Raw genomic sequence first — 14961 nt, 5'->3', positions numbered from 1 at the left:
CCCGTCCCCGTCGGCCGCCGTACGCGCACGCGTGGGGAACGCCGGAGGTCCACGCGTCGCACGCGTGCATGGCGGGAGCCGTTCGGGGGAGAATGCGCCCCGTGATCGTGGACTCTGCCATCTACCGGGACGGGCGCCGTACGGACGGCCCCGCCGACCTCTCGGACGCCCTGGAGGCGGCGCGGTCGAAGGGCGACGCGTTCCTGTGGGTGGGCCTGCACGAACCCACCGAGGCGGAGTTCGACCACGTCGCCTCGGAGTTCGCGCTGCACCCCCTGGCCGTCGAGGACGCCCTGAAGGCCCACCAGCGGCCCAAGCTGGAGGTCTACGACGACTCGCTCTTCGTGGTGCTCAAGCCGGTCGTGTACGAGCCGGAGAGCGACCGGGTCTCCTCGGGCGAGCTGATGGTGTTCGTGGGCGACTCGTTCGTGGTCACGGTCCGGCACGGCGAGGGGGCCCCGCTGGCGCAGGTGCGCCGGCGCCTGGAGGCCGATCCGGAGGTGCTGAAGCACGGCCCGACGGCGGTCCTGTACGCGGTGAGCGACGCGATCGTGGACCACTACCTGGAGGTCGCGGGCGAGCTCCAGGTGGACCTGGAGGAGCTGGAGGCGGACGTCTTCGCGCCCAGCGGGGAGGCGGCCTCCAACACGGCGGCGCGGATCTACACGGCGAAGCGGCAGGTCCTGGAGTTCCGGCGCGCCAGCGGTCCGCTGGCCGGTCCGATGGCCCGTCTGACGACCGGCTCGGTGCCGTTCGTGGAGGAGCACTCCCAGCCGTTCTTCCGGGACGTCAACGACCACCTGCTGCGCTCCAACGACCAGGTGGAGGGCCTGGACCGGCTCCTGTCCGACGTGCTCTCGGCCCATCTGGCGCAGATGGGGGTGCGGCAGAACGACGACATGCGGAAGATCTCGGCGTGGGCGGCCATGGCGGCGGTCCCCACCATGGTCGCGGGGATCTACGGCATGAACTTCGAGCACATGCCGGAGCTGAGCTGGGGGATGGGGTACCCGGCGGTGATCCTCGTGATGACGGGGATCGTCGTCGTCCTGTACCGGATGTTCAAGCGGCGCGGCTGGATGTAGGACCGCTCCCGCCGCGCCGGGCCCGCCCCGGCGGGCTCAGAAGGCGGGGGCGGGGGTCGCCGGGCCGCCGAGGGCGTCGCGCCGTTCGGGCATCCTGAGGTCGATCATCTTGTGCCATCCGGCGGCGCGCTCGTACGCGTACATGCCGTGGATGCCGGCGGCGAGGGCGAGTGCCTTGGGCCCGGGCCACTTCAGGATGCGGCCCATGTGGCGCATCACGGCGAGGCTGACGTCGCGGTAGACCTGGATCTCGACCAGGGCGGACTCGCGCAGGGTCCGCTGGATCAGCCGGCCGTGGCCCTGGCGGGCGAGCCGGAGCAGCTCCTCGTGGCAGTAGGCGAGGTGGTTGGCCTCGTCGTTGTCGATCATGTGGATGGCCCTGCCGAGCTCGGGGTGGTCCCCGAAGTACGTGACGAGCATGTCCATCTGGTCGGCGGCCCGCTGCTCGGTGACCCGGCTGTGGGCGAGGTAGACGATGATGTCCCGCTCGGTCAGCGGCTCGTCGCGGCGGAGCTTGTCGTGCGCGAGGCCGATGCCGCGCTGTTCGAGCAGCATCGTGTAATCGGTGTCGGGGGGCACCGGGACGGGTTCGAGACCGCGCTTCTTCATCAACGCGTTGAAGATCCGGCCGTGCTTGTCCTCGTCGGCGCCGTGCCGGGTGATCTTGGGTGCGAGGTCGCGCATCCCGGGGGCGACGAGGGCCGCGATCCGGGCGTTCTCCCAGCCGCCCTGGGCCTCGCCGCTCGCCGCGATGGAGCAGAAGAGCCGGAAGGACTCGTCGTCGTCGATGATTTCCTGGAACAGGCCCTTGGCCGTGAGCATCGCCGCCACCTCCGTGCGGACGTTCGCACTCCGGTACGTCCGGGGAGCACCGCGTCCGGGAAGAACGAGTCAAGTCCGGTCCGGAAAGGCGGGCAACACGGGGGCGGGAAGGGCTCGGCCGAAAGAGTGAGCCCCGAGGGCGTAACCAGGGGCCCGCCGGAGCCGTTGTGCTGCGTGACGGCCGTGGCGGGGAAGACCCCCGAGCCCCCACCACGGCCGCAGGCCTCGCCGACGGCTCCGTACGGGACATGCGTACGGAGCCGTCGGCGCGTCACGCACAGGGGCGTCGGCGCGTCACGCGCGGATCCGGCGGTGCGTCACGCGAGGCCGGCCCGCTCCAGCGCCTCGACGCCCGCCCGCAGGGCCGCCACCCGCTCGTCGAGGGTGAAGCCGGCCGGGGCGACGGTGAGGGTGGTGACCCCGGCGGCGGCGTAGGCCGCCATCCGGTCGGCGATCCGCTCGACGGAGCCGAGCAGGGTGGTGCGGTCGATCAGCGAGTGCGGCACGGCGGCCGCGGCCCCCGTCTTGTCGCCGGCCAGGTACTTGTCCTGGACCTCGGCGGCCTCCTTCTCGTACCCCATGCGCCGCGCGAGCTGGTTGTAGAAGTTCTGCTTGCGGCTGCCCATGCCGCCGACGTAGAGGGCGGTGTACGGCCGGAACACGTCGGCGAGCGCGTCGACGTCGTCGCCGAGGGCGAGCGGCACGGTGGGGCAGACGTCGAAGCCGTCCATGGTCAGGCCGGCCTTCTCGCGGCCCGCGCGGATGTGCCGCAGGGCCGTGTCCTCCAGGTGGTCGGCGGAGGGGAAGATCAGCAGGGCGCCGTCGGCGATCTCGCCGGTCTGCTCCAGGTTCTTGGGGCCGATCGCGGCGATGTAGAGCGGGATGTGCTCGCGCTGCGGGTGCACGGTGAGCTTGAGGGGCTTGCCGGGGCCGTCCGGGAGCGGCAGGGTCCAGTGCTCGCCGTCGTAGCTCAGCCGCTCGCGGGTCATGGCCCTGCGGACGATCTCGACGTACTCGCGGGTCCGGGCCAGCGGCTTGTCGAACTTCACGCCGTACCAGCCCTCGGAGACCTGGGGTCCGGAGACGCCGAGGCCGAGGCGGAAGCGGCCGCCGCTGAGCGAGTCGAGGGTGGCGGCGGTCATCGCCGTCATGGCGGGCTGCCGGGCCGGGATCTGCATGATCGCGGAGCCGACGTCGATCCGCTCGGTCTTCGCCGCGACCCAGGCGAGGACGGTGGGCGCGTCCGAGCCGTAGGCCTCGGCGGCCCAGCAGACGTCGTACCCGAGGCGGTCCGCCTCCTGCGCGACGGCGAGGTTGTCGCCGTCCATACCGGCGCCCCAGTAGCCGAGGTTGATGCCGAGCCGCATTCCACGCACCCCTTACCCATCGGTAACGTCTCTGTGGGCCGGACTCTAGCGCGCGGTCGGCGCCGCCGACAGGACGTGGTCGTCCACAGGCTCTCTCCGCGTGGTGCCCCGGCCAGTAATCTCGCGGCCATGGAGCAGAGGCATCTCGGACGTACGGGCCTGCGTGTGTCGCGCATCGGACTCGGCACCCTCACCTGGGGCCGGGACACCGACGAGCACGACGCCGCCGAGCAGCTGAAGGCGTTCTGGGACGCCGGCGGCACGCTCGTGGACACCGCCGACGTGTACGGCGGGGGCGAGGCGGAGTACCTGCTCGGGCGCCTCATGGAGCGGCTCGTGCCCCGGCAGGACCTCGTCCTGTCGACCAAGGCGGGCAGCGTCCCCGACCCCGACCGGCGCACGGACGGCTCGCGCGGACACCTGCTCGCCGCGCTCGACGCCTCCCTCGCCCGGCTCGGCACGGACCACGTGGACCTGTGGCAGCTGCACGCCTTCGACCCGCACACGCCCCTGGAGGAGTCCCTCCAAGCGCTCGACATCGCCGTGCGCAGCGGGCGGGCCCGGTACGCGGGCGTGGCGAACTTCTGCGGCTGGCAGCTCGCCAAGGCGGGCACCTGGCAGCTCGGCGGGGACCGGACCCGGCTGGCGGGCGCGCAGCTGGAGTACTCGCTGCTCCAGCGGGGCGTGGAGCGCGAGGTGCTGCCGGCCGCCATGGACCTCGGGATAGGCCTGCTGCCCTCCTCGCCGCTGGGGCGCGGCGTCCTGACCGGGAAGTACCGGAGCGGGACGCCGGCGGACTCGCGGGGCGCCTCGGAGAGGATGGCGCCCTTCGTGGAGCCGTACCTGGACGACGCCGCGAGCCGGATCGTGGACGCGGTGACGACGGCGGCCGACGGCCTCGCGACGACCCCGCTCCACGTGGCGCTCGCCTGGGTCCGCGACCGGCCCGGGGTGACCGCCCCGATCGTCGGCGCGCGCACGACGCGCCAGCTCACGGCCGCGTTGTCGGTGGAGACCCTTAGTCTTCCTGACGAGATCTGCCGGGCGCTGGACGACGTGTCGGCGCCCGTGCACCGCTATCCGGATCACGACTGGAGCACCTTGTGACCGAGCCTTCCGGGGAGACCGCGCCCGAGGCACCCGAGGACGTGGAGCCCGCCGAGGACGTACGGGAGGGGGCCGGGACGGCCGCCGGGGAGCAGCCCGACGCCACCGGGGAGCCCGACGCCACCGGGGAGCAGCCCGACGCCGCCGGGGAGCCCGACGCCACCGGGGAGCAGCCCGACGCCGCCGGGGAGTCCGATGCCGCCGAGGGGGCTGGAGAGGCCTCCGAGAAGCCGGCCGAGGGCGCCGGCGACGCCGGGGGCTCCGACGCGCCCGGGTTGAGCGAGGCGCAGGCCGAGCTGGCAGCGCAGCGGGAGCTGCGGGCGAGGATCGAGGCGCGGAAGGCCGAGAAGGGCGGCCCGGTCGCGGCCGGCACCAAGCTGAGCGGGACCGCGGCGGACCTCCTGGCGGCGGTCCGGGCCGTGGAGGGCGGCGCGGCCAAGGGCACTTCCTTCTACGAGGCGGCCGAGCCGGCGCCCCGGCCCTCCGCCCCCGAGCCGGCCCCGGCGGCGGCCCCCCGGCCCCCCGCACCGGAGCGGACGACCGGCCCGGCACCCGCCACCACGGCCGCCGTCCGCGAGGTCCTGGCCCGGGGCGGTGCCCCGGAGGCGCTGGCCGGGCCGGTGGCCGCCGCGCTCGGCGAGGGCGCGGCCGGGGTGCTGCTCGACGACCCCTGGCAGCTCCTCGCGGTGGCGGGGGTGCGCCCGGAGCAGGCCGACGGCTTCGCGCGGGCGCTGCTCGGGCCCGACTGCGGCCCCGGCGACCCGCGCCGGACGACCGCCCTCACCGTGTGGCTCCTGGAGCGGGCCGCGCTCCAGGGGCACACCGCCCAGGAGGCCGGGACCGTGCGCGCCGGGCTCGCCGCGCACTCCGTGCCCGACCCCGAGGAGGCGGTCGACACGGCGGTCTCCGAGGGGGCGGTCCACCTCTTCCAGGAGGAGCGGGAGGCCCCGGAGGAGACGGAAGGGGAGGCGGAGGAGCCCGGCGGGGGCGCGGACGAGAGCGGGGAGAGCGGCGAGGAGCCGCCCGCGCTGCTCGGCCTCGACCGCTACGCGCTCGCGGAGGAGAGCCTCGCGGAGGGCCTCGCCCGTCTGGTCAGGACGGCGACGGCCGACGCCTGGGAGGGCTCCGAGCTGGAGCGCGCCGCCGGTGCGCACGGTCTCGTCCTGCACACCGGCGGCGAGGCCGCCCGCGCCGAGCCGGTGGCGCTCGCGGCGGCGGCGCGCGAGCGGGACCTTCGCGCCTTGGTCGCGGTCCACTCCGACGGCGGGCGGCGCGCGCTCGGCGCTGCGGGGACGGAGGCCGTGACGGTCGCCGCCCTGCTGTCCGGGGCGGCCGGACCGGGCCGGGACGAGGACGGGGCCCTCGCCCTGGACCTCCTGGTGGTGCTCGACGCGCCGCAGCTGGACGTGGAGACGGCCGCGACGCTCGTGGAGTCGCTGCCGGACGGCTGCCGCCTGGTCCTGAGCGGCGACCCGGAGGTCCTCGGGGCGCCGGGCGCGGGCCGGGTCTTCGCCGACGTACTCGCGGCCCGGGTGTGTCCCCGGATCGCCTCGCGCGTCCCCGACCCGGGGCCGCTCGGCGAGCTGGTGTCGGGCATCGGCGTCGGCGAACTGAACCAGGTCGAGGCCCCCGGCAAGGAGGTCGTGATCGTCCCGGTGCGGGACGCGGGCGAGGCCGTGCACCGCACCGTCCAGCTGGTGGCCGACTCGGTGCCCCGGGCGATCGGGGTGCCGCCGGAGCGGACGCAGGTCGTCACGGTCGGCCACGGCGGTTCGGCCGGCACGCGCGCGCTGAACGCCGCCCTCAAGCAGCGGCTCAACCCCGGCCCCGGCCGGTTCGGCGGCTACGACCCCGGCGACCGGGTGGCGTACGCGCCGGTCCTGGGGCGGACGGTCACCGGCACGGTCCTGTCGGCCGACGCCGAGGGCCTGCGGCTGCGGTGCGGGGACGACGAGGTCCTCGTACCGAAGGAGCGGGTGGAGTCGGCGCTGCGGCACGGCTGGGCGCTCACCGCGCACCAGGCGGCCGGGACGCGGTGGCCCGCGGTGGTCGCGGTGCTGCCCGGGGACGCGGCGGGGGGCCTGAGCCGGGCGTGGGTCTACACGGCCTTCGGCCGGGCGGAGCGCCATCTGTCGGTCGTGCACGGCGTGGACCAGGCGCTGGCCCGCGCGGTGGCCGAGGGAGTGGCCCCGGAGCGCACGACGCGGCTGCGGCCGCTCCTGGAGGCGCTGCTCGCCGCTCCCGGGGAGTAGGGCCGCGCGGGAACGACGGGAGGGCCGGGACACCTCGTACGGTGTCCCGGCCCTCCCGCGTCTCCGCGCCGGCCCGGTGTCCGGGCGCGGGGTCAGGCGCGGGCCCTCCAGGCCGCACCGCCGCCGGTGCCGTCGCCCTCACCGTCGTCGTCGGCGTCGGCTTCGTCCTCCTCGTCGAAGACGGAGCTGACGTCGAAGCGGCAGACGATCCGCTCGGGATCGGCGTGGTCGAAGGGGGCGTTGAGCCACTCCCCCGGTTCCGGGAGTTCGTCGGCCGCGACGACCCAGAGCGTGGAGTCGCCCTCCTCCAGGCCGAAGTCCTTGTGCCGGGAGGCGATCTCGTCCGGCTCGTACTCGCCGAAGAGCACGCCGAGCGCGGCGAGGGGCGAGACGCCGGCCTTGGCGGCCGCCCCGGTGACGTCCTCGCCGCCGGTCTCGGCGACGCGGCGGGCCTGGGCGAGCAGGCGCCGGGGCTCCGCCACGGCGTAGTCGCGGCGGATCAGGAGGCTGAGGGCGTGGGGTTCGTCGGGTCCGGTGTACGGCGGCAGGGAGCCGTCCGCGCCGGGGATCTCGAAGGGGGTGACCTCGTCGTAGTGGTCGTAGAGGAGTTCGTCGTAGGTCTCGGCCGCCGAGGCCAGGGCGTTGAAGGCCTCGTAGACGGCCGGGTCGTCGTCCCCCGTGCGGCGTTCGACCGCCGCGAGGTGACGGTCCAGTGCGGCTTTGACCGCCTCGGCGGCGGCACGTACCTCGGCAGCGGTGGGCTGCGCAGCATCAGACATGGGACAGACGCTATCCGTACCGGGGCCGTGCCCGCACAATAGATGCGATGCCGGAATACGAATTTGTCGACGTGTACGTGCCGCGCGGTGTCTCCCGCAAGGAGGCGACGCGGCTGCTGACCGACCATGCCGAGTACGGACACTGGGAGTTGGACCGTCTGAGTCTGCACCGGGACGGGAGCCGCAGAGTGCGGCTGAAGCGACGGATCATCCGCCAGGTCAGGGCGACCTGGTAGTCGGAAGGACCACGAGAAGGGGCCCCGCGGTGTGCGGGGCCCCCGTGCGTGGTGCGCGTCACACGGGCCGGGCCGTGCGGCCGTCTCAGGCGGCGCGGCGGGACCGGCGGTAGATCAGCGAACCGGCGAGCAGCAGTCCGGCTCCGGCGGGGACGATCACGCCGAGCGGCGCGGCGCCGGTCTCGGCGAGCTCCTCGACGGCCCGCGGCGGCGTCACGGTCTGCGCCCCGGGGGTGTTCGACCCGTCGTCGGTCTGGGGGGTGCCCGGGGTGCCGGGGTTCTCGGGAGTGCCCGGATTCCCGGGGTTGCCCGGGTTGCCGGGGTTCTCCGGGTTGCCCGGCCGCGTGGGCTCGGCTTCGTTGGCGCAGTCGTTGCCGGCGGCCGGGTTGAGGAGCCCGATGACCGAGACGCTGTTGCCGCACACGTTCACCGGCACGTCGACCGGCACCTGGACGTTGTTGCCGGAGCCCACGCCGGGCGAGCCGCCCGTGTGGCCGTCGGCGGAGGAGCCGCCGCCGGGTTTGCCCGGCTTCCCCGAGTGGGAGGTGTTGGCGCACTTGTTGCCCATCGCCGGGTTCAGCAGCCCGACGACGTTGACGGTGTTCCCGCAGGCGTTCACCGGCACGTGCACCGGGACCTGGACGGAGTTCCCGGACGCGACGCCCGGGGAGTTCGTGGCCGCACCGTTCGCGCCGGAGTCGGCGTGCGCATAGCCGCCGCCGATCGCGGCGAAGACGCCGCCGGCGGCCGCAACGGTGATGAGGCCCTTGCGCGTGACCTGTCGCATAGCTTGTTCCCTGCCTGCTCGGCTTCGAAAGAGTGCCACCGGGCAAAGAGCCCGGGGCGGAAATGGCCACCGGCCCCGGAGTGCATGGCACGCACTCCGGGGCCGGACCGGCTCACACCCTCATGGGGCGAGGGACGACGTCAGTCGTTGACGCAGGCGTTGCCGAAGGCGGGGTTCAGCAGGCCGATCACGGAGACCGTGTTGCCGCACACGTTCACGGGAACGTGAACCGGCACCTGGACGACGTTGCCCGAGAGGACACCGGGGGAACCGATGGCCGCACCCTGGGCACCCGCGTCGGCGACCGCCATGCCGGCGCCCGCGAGAACCAGACCGCCGGTGGCAGCCGCAGCAGCGACGACCTTCTTGATCATTATTCCTCCTAGTTGGCAATGCGGTCCCAGCCGCGGACCGCACATCTGTAACGAGGGGGAGGGGTGGGGGCTACGAGCCTCCGGGGTCATTCACTCTTTTCGGGCACACGCAAACGCACGGGCGAATCCGGGGCGGGCGCCGGGCGGATCCGCCCGGCGGACCGCTCGACGGGCGCCCCCGCTCAGCAGGCGTCGAGGAAGCGGTCCAGGACGCGGGCGCCGAACTTGAGACCGTCGACCGGGACCCGCTCGTCCACGCCGTGGAACATGCCGGCGAAGTCGAGCTCCGGCGGCAGCCGGAGCGGGGCGAAGCCGAAGCAGCGGATGCCGAGGTCGTCGAAGGACTTGGCGTCGGTGCCGCCGGAGAGCATGTACGGCACGGCGCGGGCGATCGGGTCCTCGGCGCGCAGGGCGAGCTGCATGGCGTCCACCAGGGCGCCGTCGAAGCTGGTCTCCAGGGCTTTGTCGCCGTGCACGTCCTCGCGCCGCACGCGGGGTCCGAGGATCCGGTCGAGGTCGGCCAGGAACTCCTGCTCGTACCCGGGCAGGAAGCGGCCGTCGACGTGCGCCGTGGCCTGGCCGGGGATCACGTTCACCTTGTAGCCGGCGCCGAGCATGGTCGGGGCCGCCGAGTTCCGCAGGGTGGCGCCGATCATCTTGGCGATGCCGCCGAGCTTGGCGAGGGTGGCGTCCATGTCCTCGGGGTCGAGCGGGGTGCCCAGGGCGTCCGAGAGCTCGTCCAGGAAGGACCGGACGGTCTTGGTGACCCTCACCGGCCACTGGTGGCGGCCGAGGCGGCCCACGGCCTCGCAGAGTTCCGTGATGGCGTTGTCGTCGTTGGTCATCGAGCCGTGGCCCGCGGTGCCCTCGACGGTCAGCCGCATCCAGTGCATGCCCTTCTGGGCCGTCTCGACCAGATAGAGCCGCAGGTTCTCGTTGACGGTGAAGGAGAAGCCGCCGACCTCGCCGATGGCCTCGGTGACCCCCTCGAAGAGGTCCCGGTGCTTGTCGACCAGGTACCGGGCGCCGTAGGTGCCGCCGGCCTCCTCGTCGGCGAGGAAGGCGAGGACGACGTCGCGCGGGGGCTTGCGGCCGCTGCGCAGCCGGTCCCGCACGACCGCGAGGGTCATCGCGTCCATGTCCTTCATGTCGACGGCGCCGCGGCCCCAGACGCAGCCGTCGGCGATCTCCCCGGAGAAGGGGTGGTGGGTCCAGTCCTCGGCGTTGGCCGGGACGACGTCGGTGTGGCCGTGGATCAGCAGGGCGGGCCGCGACGGGTCCTCGCCCTCGATCCGGGCGACCGTGGAGGCCCGCCCCCGGTGCGACTCGATGATCTGCGGGTCCAGACCGACCTCGGCGAGCTTCTCGGCGACGTACTCCGCCGCCGCCCGCTCCCCCGGGCCCGAGTGGTCGCCGTAGTTGCTGGTGTCGATGCGGATGAGGTCGCGACAGAGGTCGACTACCTCGTCCTCGCCGCGGACGCTCCCGGCCGTGTTCGACTCGCTCACTCTGCTTCCTCCCACTACGTGCCCCACGTGATTGCTGGTGGTCACCCCCATCCTCCCGCGTGGCCCCCTCGCGACCCAAGGCCGCCCGCCGACCGTCATGCGGCCGTCACACGCCGGGGGCCGTCCCGGGCCGCCGGGGGTGGTGATCGACCACCTCGAATGTTTGCTATGGTTTTCCTCGTCGGAAGGGCCCAGCGGCCAGGAAGACAGACACCTTGTCCGGGTGGCGGAATGGCAGACGCGCTAGCTTGAGGTGCTAGTGCCCTTTATCGGGCGTGGGGGTTCAAGTCCCCCCTCGGACACCACACGGAGTCCCGGTCGAGATCTTCTCGACCGGGACTTTCGCATGAGCGCACGAGTACGGACGGCCACGAGGCGGAGTGGTGAGACGCAGGACCAGGGCCCCCGCTTCGCCGCTGCCCCAGCGGGACGGGATCGATCCCGTGCGGGTGCGGCTGCCGGAGGACCCGGACGGTGCCTGGACGACCGTGCGGGACCACTTGGTGGACCGGTACGGGGCGGCCGTCGGGGCCGGGCGGGTCGAGGAGATGCTGCGGGAGGGGCGGTTCGTCGGGACCGACGGGCCGGTCGGCGGGGACGAGCCGTACGCCGTGGGGCGGTGGATCTGGTTCCACCGGGACTTCCCGCCGGAGACGCCGGTGCCGTTCGGGGTCGGGGTCGTGTACCGGGACGAGCGGATCGTGGTGGCCGACAAGCCGCACTTCCTGGCGACGATGCCCCGGGGGCGGCACGTCGTGGAGACCGCGACGGCGCGGCTGCGGCGGGACCTGGGGCTGCCCCGGCTGCAGCCCGCGCACCGGCTCGACCGGCTGACGGCGGGGCTCGTGCTGTTCGTCGTGCGGGAGGAGGACCGGGGGGCGTACCAGACGCTGTTCCGGGACCGGGCCGTGCGCAAGGAGTACGAGGCGGTGGCGCCGTACGACCCGGCGGTGGGGCTGCCGGTGACGGTGCGGAGCCGGATCGAGAAGGAGCGCGGGGTGATGGCCGCCCGGGAGGTGCCGGGCGAGCCGAACGCCGAGAGCCGGATCGGCCTTGTGGCGCACGGGGGCGGGCTCGGCCGGTACCGGCTGGAGCCGGTGACCGGGCGGACGCACCAGCTGCGGGTGCACATGAACGCCCTGGGGCTGCCGATCCTGAACGATCCGGTCTATCCGGTGGTCCGTGCGGACGGGCCGGAGGACTTCGGGCGTCCGCTGGGGCTGCTGGCGCGGACGCTGGAGTTCACCGACCCGTTCACGGGCCGTGCGGTGCGTTTCGAGAGCCGGCTGCGGCTCAGTGGCCCCGGCTGATCCACTCCTGGAGGTGGGGGGCCTCGGCGCCGACGGTGGTGGTGTCGCCGTGGCCGGTGCGCACCACCGTCTCCGGCGGCAGGGTGAGGAGCTTGTCCCGGATCGAGTCGACGATCGTGGGGAAGTCCGAGAAGGACCGGCCGGTGGCGCCGGGACCGCCCTGGAAGAGGGTGTCGCCGGTGAAGACCGTGCCGAGCTCCGGCGCGTACAGGCTGACCGCCCCGGGGGCGTGGCCCGGGGTGTGCAGGACCGTGAGGTCGGTGCCGGCGATGGTGAGGACCTGGCCGTCGGCGAGGTCGCCGTCCGGGCTGTGGTCGGGGTGGGTCTGCTTCCACAGCGGCAGGTCGGCGGGGTGGAGCAGGATGCGGGCGCCGGTGGCGGCCGCGAGCGCCGGGGCCACGTTCACGTGGTCGTCGTGGGCGTGGGTGCAGACGATGGCGCGCAGGGTGCGTCCGTCGAGCGCGGCGAGGACGGCTCCGGCGTCGTGGGCGGCGTCGATGACGATCGCCTCGGTGTCGTCGCCGACGATCCAGACGTTGTTGTCGACGTCCCAGGTGCCGCCGTCGAGGCTGAAGGTGCCGGAGGTGACGAGGTGGTCGATCCGGGCGGTCATCACAGCACCACCACCGAGCGCAGGACGTCGCCCTCGTGCATGCGGGCGAAGGCCTTCTCGACCTCGCCGAGGCCGATGGTCTCGGTGACGAAGGCGGCGAGGTCGATGCGGCCCTGCTGGTGCAGGTCGACGAGCATCGGGAAGTCCCGGGAGGGCAGGCAGTCGCCGTACCAGGAGGACTTGAGCGCGCCGCCGCGGCCGAAGACGTCGAGGAGGGGCAGTTCGAGCTTCATCTCGGGGGTGGGGACGCCGACGAGGACGACGGTGCCGGCGAGGTCGCGGGCGTAGAAGGCCTGCTGGTACGTCTCCGGGCGGCCGACGGCCTCGATGACGACGTCGGCGCCGAAGCCGCCGGTGAGTTCGCGGATCGCCTCGACGGGGTCGGTGGAGCGGGAGTTGACGGTGTGGGTGGCGCCCATCGCCCTCGCCGTCTCCAGCTTCCGGTCGTCGATGTCGACGGCGATGATCTTCGCGGCTCCGGCGAGGCGGGAGCCGACGACCGCCGCGTCGCCGACGCCGCCGCAGCCGATGACGGCGACGGTGTCGCCGCGGCCGACGTTGCCGGTGTTGATCGCGGCGCCGATGCCGGCCATGACGCCGCAGCCGAGGAGACCCGCGACCTCGGGGGCGACGGCGGGGTCGACCTTGGTGCACTGGCCGGAGGCGACGAGGGTCTTCTCGGCGAAGGCACCGATGCCGAGGGCCGGGGAGAGCTCCGTGCCGTCGAGCAGGGTCATCCTCTGCTTCGCGTTGTGGGTGTCGAAGCAGTACCAGGGGCGGCCGCGCAGACAGGCGCGACAGGTGCCGCACACGGCCCGCCAGTTGAGGATCACGAAGTCGCCGGGGGCGACGTCGGTGACGCCCTCGCCGACCGACTCGACGGTTCCGGCGGCCTCGTGGCCGAGGAGGAAGGGGAACTCGTCGTTGATGCCGCCCTGCTTGTAGTGGAGGTCGGTGTGGCAGACGCCGCACGCCTGGATCTTCACGACGGCCTCGCCGGGGCCGGGATCGGGGATCACGATCGTCTCGACCCGTACCGGTTCGTTCCTGCCGGGGGCGATGACCCCCTGGACGTGCTGCGGCATCGCGAACTTCCTTCTCTGCGAACGGATCTTGCAAGGCTCCTGCGTACCACTATCTCCCGACAAAAGGCGAGACCCCCGCAGGCCGTACCCGCGGGGGTCCCTCGACGGTACGTCGGTCCGTGGGGATCCGTCAGTCGCGCGGGGCCGCGGCGGTCGCGCGGACCCGGCGGCGGACCAGGAACCAGCCGCCGACGAGCGCGGCCGCGATGAGCGGCAGGCAGGCGACGGTGGTGCGGCCGACGCCGCCGTCCATCCACATGAGGACGAGGACGGAGGCGAGGAAGCCGAGGGTGACGATCTGGGTGTACGGGGCCCAGGGCAGGTTGTAGCCGGGGCGGACGACCCGGCCCTCCTTCGCCCGGCGCCAGAACAGCAGCGAGCAGACCATGATCATGGCCCAGGTGCCGATGATGCCGATCGAGGCGAAGTTGAGGACCAGTTCGAAGGCCTCGCCGGGCATGACGTAGTTGAGGGCGACGCCGAGGACGCCGAAGCCCGCGGTGAGCAGGATGCCGCCGTAGGGGACGCCGCCCTTGTTCATGACGCCGGTGAAGCGGGGCGCGGAGCCGGCGAGCGACATGGAGCGCAGGATGCGGCCGGTGGAGTACAGGCCGGAGTTGAGGCTGGAGAGGGCGGCGGTGAGGACGACGAGGTTCATCACGCCGGCGGCGCCGGGGATGCCCAGCTTGTCGAAGACGGTGACGAAGGGGCTCTGGTCGCCGGAGTAGGCCGTGTACGGCAGGAGGAGGGCGAGCAGGACGACGGAGCCGACGTAGAAGAGGCCCACGCGCCACATGATCGAGTTGATCGCCTTCGGCATGATCTTCTCGGGGCTCTCGGTCTCGCCGGCGGCGACGCCACACAGCTCGACGGAGGCGTAGGCGAAGACGACGCCCTGGATGAGCAGCAGCATCGGCATCGTGCCCTCGGGGAAGACGCCGCCGTTGTCGGTGACGTTGCCGAGGCCCGGGGTGTGGCCGCCGACCTCGTGGGAGGTCACGACGAGGAAGATGCCGACCAGCATGAAGGCGACGAGGGCGGCGACCTTGACGATCGCGAACCAGAACTCCATCTCGCCGAAGTACTTCACGGAGATGAGGTTGGCGGCGAGGACGACCGCGAGGGCGATCAGGGCGAGGATCCACTGCGGGACGTCGCTGAACATCGACCAGAAGTGGGCGTAGGTGGCGGCCGCGGTGATGTCGGCGACGGCGGTGGTCGACCAGTTGAGGAAGTAGAGCCAGCCGGCCGTGTAGGCGCCCTTCTCGCCCATGAACTCGCGCGCGTAGGAGACGAAGGCGCCGGAGGAGGGGCGGTAGAGCACCAGCTCGCCGAGGGCCCGGACCACGAAGAAGGCGAAGACGCCGCAGACGGCGTAGGCGATGAAGAGGGAGGGGCCGGCCTGCGACATGCGGCCGCCGGCGCCCAGGAAGAGCCCGGTGCCGATGGCGCCGCCGATGGCGATCATGTTGATGTGCCGGGGCTTGAGGTCCTTGCGGTATCCGGCGTCGCCGGCGTCGACGTGGGGGGTGGCGGCCGTGGGCCCGCCGGACGCCGCCGGTGCGGCGGACAGCGGGTCGGCCGCGGTGACGCGGTCACTCATGGAGTTGTTCGCCTTCGTGAGGGGGCTGTGCGG

The 14961-nt window shown here is 73.4% G+C and carries 14 protein-coding genes and 1 tRNA gene; 6 read left to right on the top strand and 9 right to left on the bottom strand.

Going from position 1 to position 14961, the window contains the following annotated elements:
- Positions 1-92: 92 nt before the first annotated feature.
- Entirely contained in the window at positions 93-1085 is a 993-nt protein-coding gene (locus tag ACIP5O_RS27970; protein WP_401297899.1) for a magnesium and cobalt transport protein CorA, read from the top strand.
- Positions 1086-1121: 36 nt separating this feature from the next.
- On the opposite strand, the gene ACIP5O_RS27965 is transcribed toward ACIP5O_RS27970, so the two are convergent.
- Both ACIP5O_RS27965 and ACIP5O_RS27960 read right to left on the bottom strand, forming a co-directional pair.
- Complete coding sequence (locus ACIP5O_RS27965) at positions 1122-1907, bottom strand: ferritin-like domain-containing protein (protein WP_401297895.1); 786 nt, start codon at positions 1905-1907, stop codon at positions 1122-1124.
- 317 nt (positions 1908-2224) lie between these two features.
- Complete coding sequence (locus tag ACIP5O_RS27960; protein ID WP_062758847.1) at positions 2225-3274, bottom strand: LLM class F420-dependent oxidoreductase; 1050 nt, start codon at positions 3272-3274, stop codon at positions 2225-2227.
- A 129-nt stretch (positions 3275-3403) separates the two neighbouring features.
- Between ACIP5O_RS27960 and ACIP5O_RS27955 the strand changes: the two genes are divergently transcribed.
- Together ACIP5O_RS27955 and ACIP5O_RS27950 are read left to right on the top strand one after the other, a co-directional pair.
- Entirely contained in the window at positions 3404-4381 is a 978-nt protein-coding gene (locus tag ACIP5O_RS27955; protein WP_401297892.1) for an aldo/keto reductase, read from the top strand.
- Positions 4378-6633, top strand: a complete 2256-nt coding sequence (locus ACIP5O_RS27950) for a helix-hairpin-helix domain-containing protein (RefSeq protein ID WP_401297890.1) — start codon at positions 4378-4380, stop codon at positions 6631-6633. The genes ACIP5O_RS27955 and ACIP5O_RS27950 overlap by 4 nt, the downstream gene beginning before the upstream one ends.
- A gap of 92 nt (positions 6634-6725) precedes the next feature.
- On the opposite strand, the gene ACIP5O_RS27945 is transcribed toward ACIP5O_RS27950, so the two are convergent.
- Complete coding sequence (locus ACIP5O_RS27945; RefSeq protein ID WP_401297887.1) at positions 6726-7412, bottom strand: hypothetical protein; 687 nt, start codon at positions 7410-7412, stop codon at positions 6726-6728.
- Between the two features lie 47 nt (positions 7413-7459).
- Between ACIP5O_RS27945 and ACIP5O_RS27940 the strand changes: the two genes are divergently transcribed.
- The gene (locus ACIP5O_RS27940; RefSeq protein WP_015032473.1) at positions 7460-7648 is read left to right on the top strand and encodes a DUF5703 family protein; all 189 of its coding nucleotides are present in this window, start codon (positions 7460-7462) and stop codon (positions 7646-7648) included.
- Between the two features lie 85 nt (positions 7649-7733).
- Here the strand turns inward: ACIP5O_RS27940 and ACIP5O_RS27935 are convergent, their stop codons facing one another.
- The 3 genes from ACIP5O_RS27935 to ACIP5O_RS27925 form a co-directional block, all read right to left on the bottom strand.
- Positions 7734-8435 (bottom strand): chaplin, encoded by a 702-nt coding sequence (locus ACIP5O_RS27935; protein WP_401297884.1) that lies wholly within the window; start codon positions 8433-8435, stop codon positions 7734-7736.
- Between the two features lie 140 nt (positions 8436-8575).
- The gene (gene chpH, locus ACIP5O_RS27930; RefSeq protein WP_030213014.1) at positions 8576-8809 is read right to left on the bottom strand and encodes a chaplin ChpH; all 234 of its coding nucleotides are present in this window, start codon (positions 8807-8809) and stop codon (positions 8576-8578) included.
- A 182-nt stretch (positions 8810-8991) separates the two neighbouring features.
- Positions 8992-10317, bottom strand: a complete 1326-nt coding sequence (locus ACIP5O_RS27925) for a M20/M25/M40 family metallo-hydrolase (RefSeq protein ID WP_401297881.1) — start codon at positions 10315-10317, stop codon at positions 8992-8994.
- 217 nt (positions 10318-10534) lie between these two features.
- Between ACIP5O_RS27925 and ACIP5O_RS27920 the strand changes: the two genes are divergently transcribed.
- Positions 10535-10622, top strand: a tRNA-Leu gene (locus ACIP5O_RS27920).
- A 78-nt stretch (positions 10623-10700) separates the two neighbouring features.
- Positions 10701-11627, top strand: a complete 927-nt coding sequence (locus ACIP5O_RS27915; protein WP_401297879.1) for a pseudouridine synthase — start codon at positions 10701-10703, stop codon at positions 11625-11627.
- Here ACIP5O_RS27915 and ACIP5O_RS27910 read toward each other — a convergent pair.
- The 3 genes from ACIP5O_RS27910 to ACIP5O_RS27900 form a co-directional block, all read right to left on the bottom strand.
- Complete coding sequence (locus ACIP5O_RS27910; RefSeq protein ID WP_401297876.1) at positions 11611-12240, bottom strand: MBL fold metallo-hydrolase; 630 nt, start codon at positions 12238-12240, stop codon at positions 11611-11613. The genes ACIP5O_RS27915 and ACIP5O_RS27910 overlap by 17 nt on opposite strands.
- The gene (locus ACIP5O_RS27905) at positions 12240-13325 is read right to left on the bottom strand and encodes an S-(hydroxymethyl)mycothiol dehydrogenase (protein ID WP_401297873.1); all 1086 of its coding nucleotides are present in this window, start codon (positions 13323-13325) and stop codon (positions 12240-12242) included. Before ACIP5O_RS27905 ends, ACIP5O_RS27910 begins: the two co-directional genes overlap by 1 nt.
- 130 nt (positions 13326-13455) lie before the next feature.
- The gene (locus ACIP5O_RS27900) at positions 13456-14928 is read right to left on the bottom strand and encodes an amino acid permease (protein WP_401297870.1); all 1473 of its coding nucleotides are present in this window, start codon (positions 14926-14928) and stop codon (positions 13456-13458) included.
- Positions 14929-14961: the final 33 nt, after the last annotated feature.

The sequence above is a fragment of the Streptomyces sp. NPDC088915 genome, from assembly GCF_044749825.1.
Lineage (GTDB): Bacteria > Actinomycetota > Actinomycetes > Streptomycetales > Streptomycetaceae > Streptomyces.
This window is presented reverse-complemented; position numbering and strand designations above follow the sequence as displayed.

What these genes read in the sequence shown, in the direction of transcription:
- ACIP5O_RS27970 (WP_401297899.1), top strand. Translation starts at nt 93, where the DNA reads ATGCGCCCCGTGATCGTGGACTCTGCCATCTACCGGGACGGGCGCCGT.
- ACIP5O_RS27965 (WP_401297895.1), bottom strand. Translation starts at nt 1,907, where the DNA reads ATGCTCACGGCCAAGGGCCTGTTCCAGGAAATCATCGACGACGACGAG.
- ACIP5O_RS27960 (WP_062758847.1), bottom strand. Translation starts at nt 3,274, where the DNA reads ATGCGGCTCGGCATCAACCTCGGCTACTGGGGCGCCGGTATGGACGGC.
- ACIP5O_RS27955 (WP_401297892.1), top strand. Translation starts at nt 3,404, where the DNA reads ATGGAGCAGAGGCATCTCGGACGTACGGGCCTGCGTGTGTCGCGCATC.
- ACIP5O_RS27945 (WP_401297887.1), bottom strand. Translation starts at nt 7,412, where the DNA reads ATGTCTGATGCTGCGCAGCCCACCGCTGCCGAGGTACGTGCCGCCGCC.
- ACIP5O_RS27940 (WP_015032473.1), top strand. Translation starts at nt 7,460, where the DNA reads ATGCCGGAATACGAATTTGTCGACGTGTACGTGCCGCGCGGTGTCTCC.
- ACIP5O_RS27935 (WP_401297884.1), bottom strand. Translation starts at nt 8,435, where the DNA reads ATGCGACAGGTCACGCGCAAGGGCCTCATCACCGTTGCGGCCGCCGGC.
- chpH (WP_030213014.1), bottom strand. Translation starts at nt 8,809, where the DNA reads ATGATCAAGAAGGTCGTCGCTGCTGCGGCTGCCACCGGCGGTCTGGTT.
- ACIP5O_RS27910 (WP_401297876.1), bottom strand. Translation starts at nt 12,240, where the DNA reads ATGACCGCCCGGATCGACCACCTCGTCACCTCCGGCACCTTCAGCCTC.
- ACIP5O_RS27905 (WP_401297873.1), bottom strand. Translation starts at nt 13,325, where the DNA reads ATGCCGCAGCACGTCCAGGGGGTCATCGCCCCCGGCAGGAACGAACCG.
- ACIP5O_RS27900 (WP_401297870.1), bottom strand. Translation starts at nt 14,928, where the DNA reads ATGAGTGACCGCGTCACCGCGGCCGACCCGCTGTCCGCCGCACCGGCG.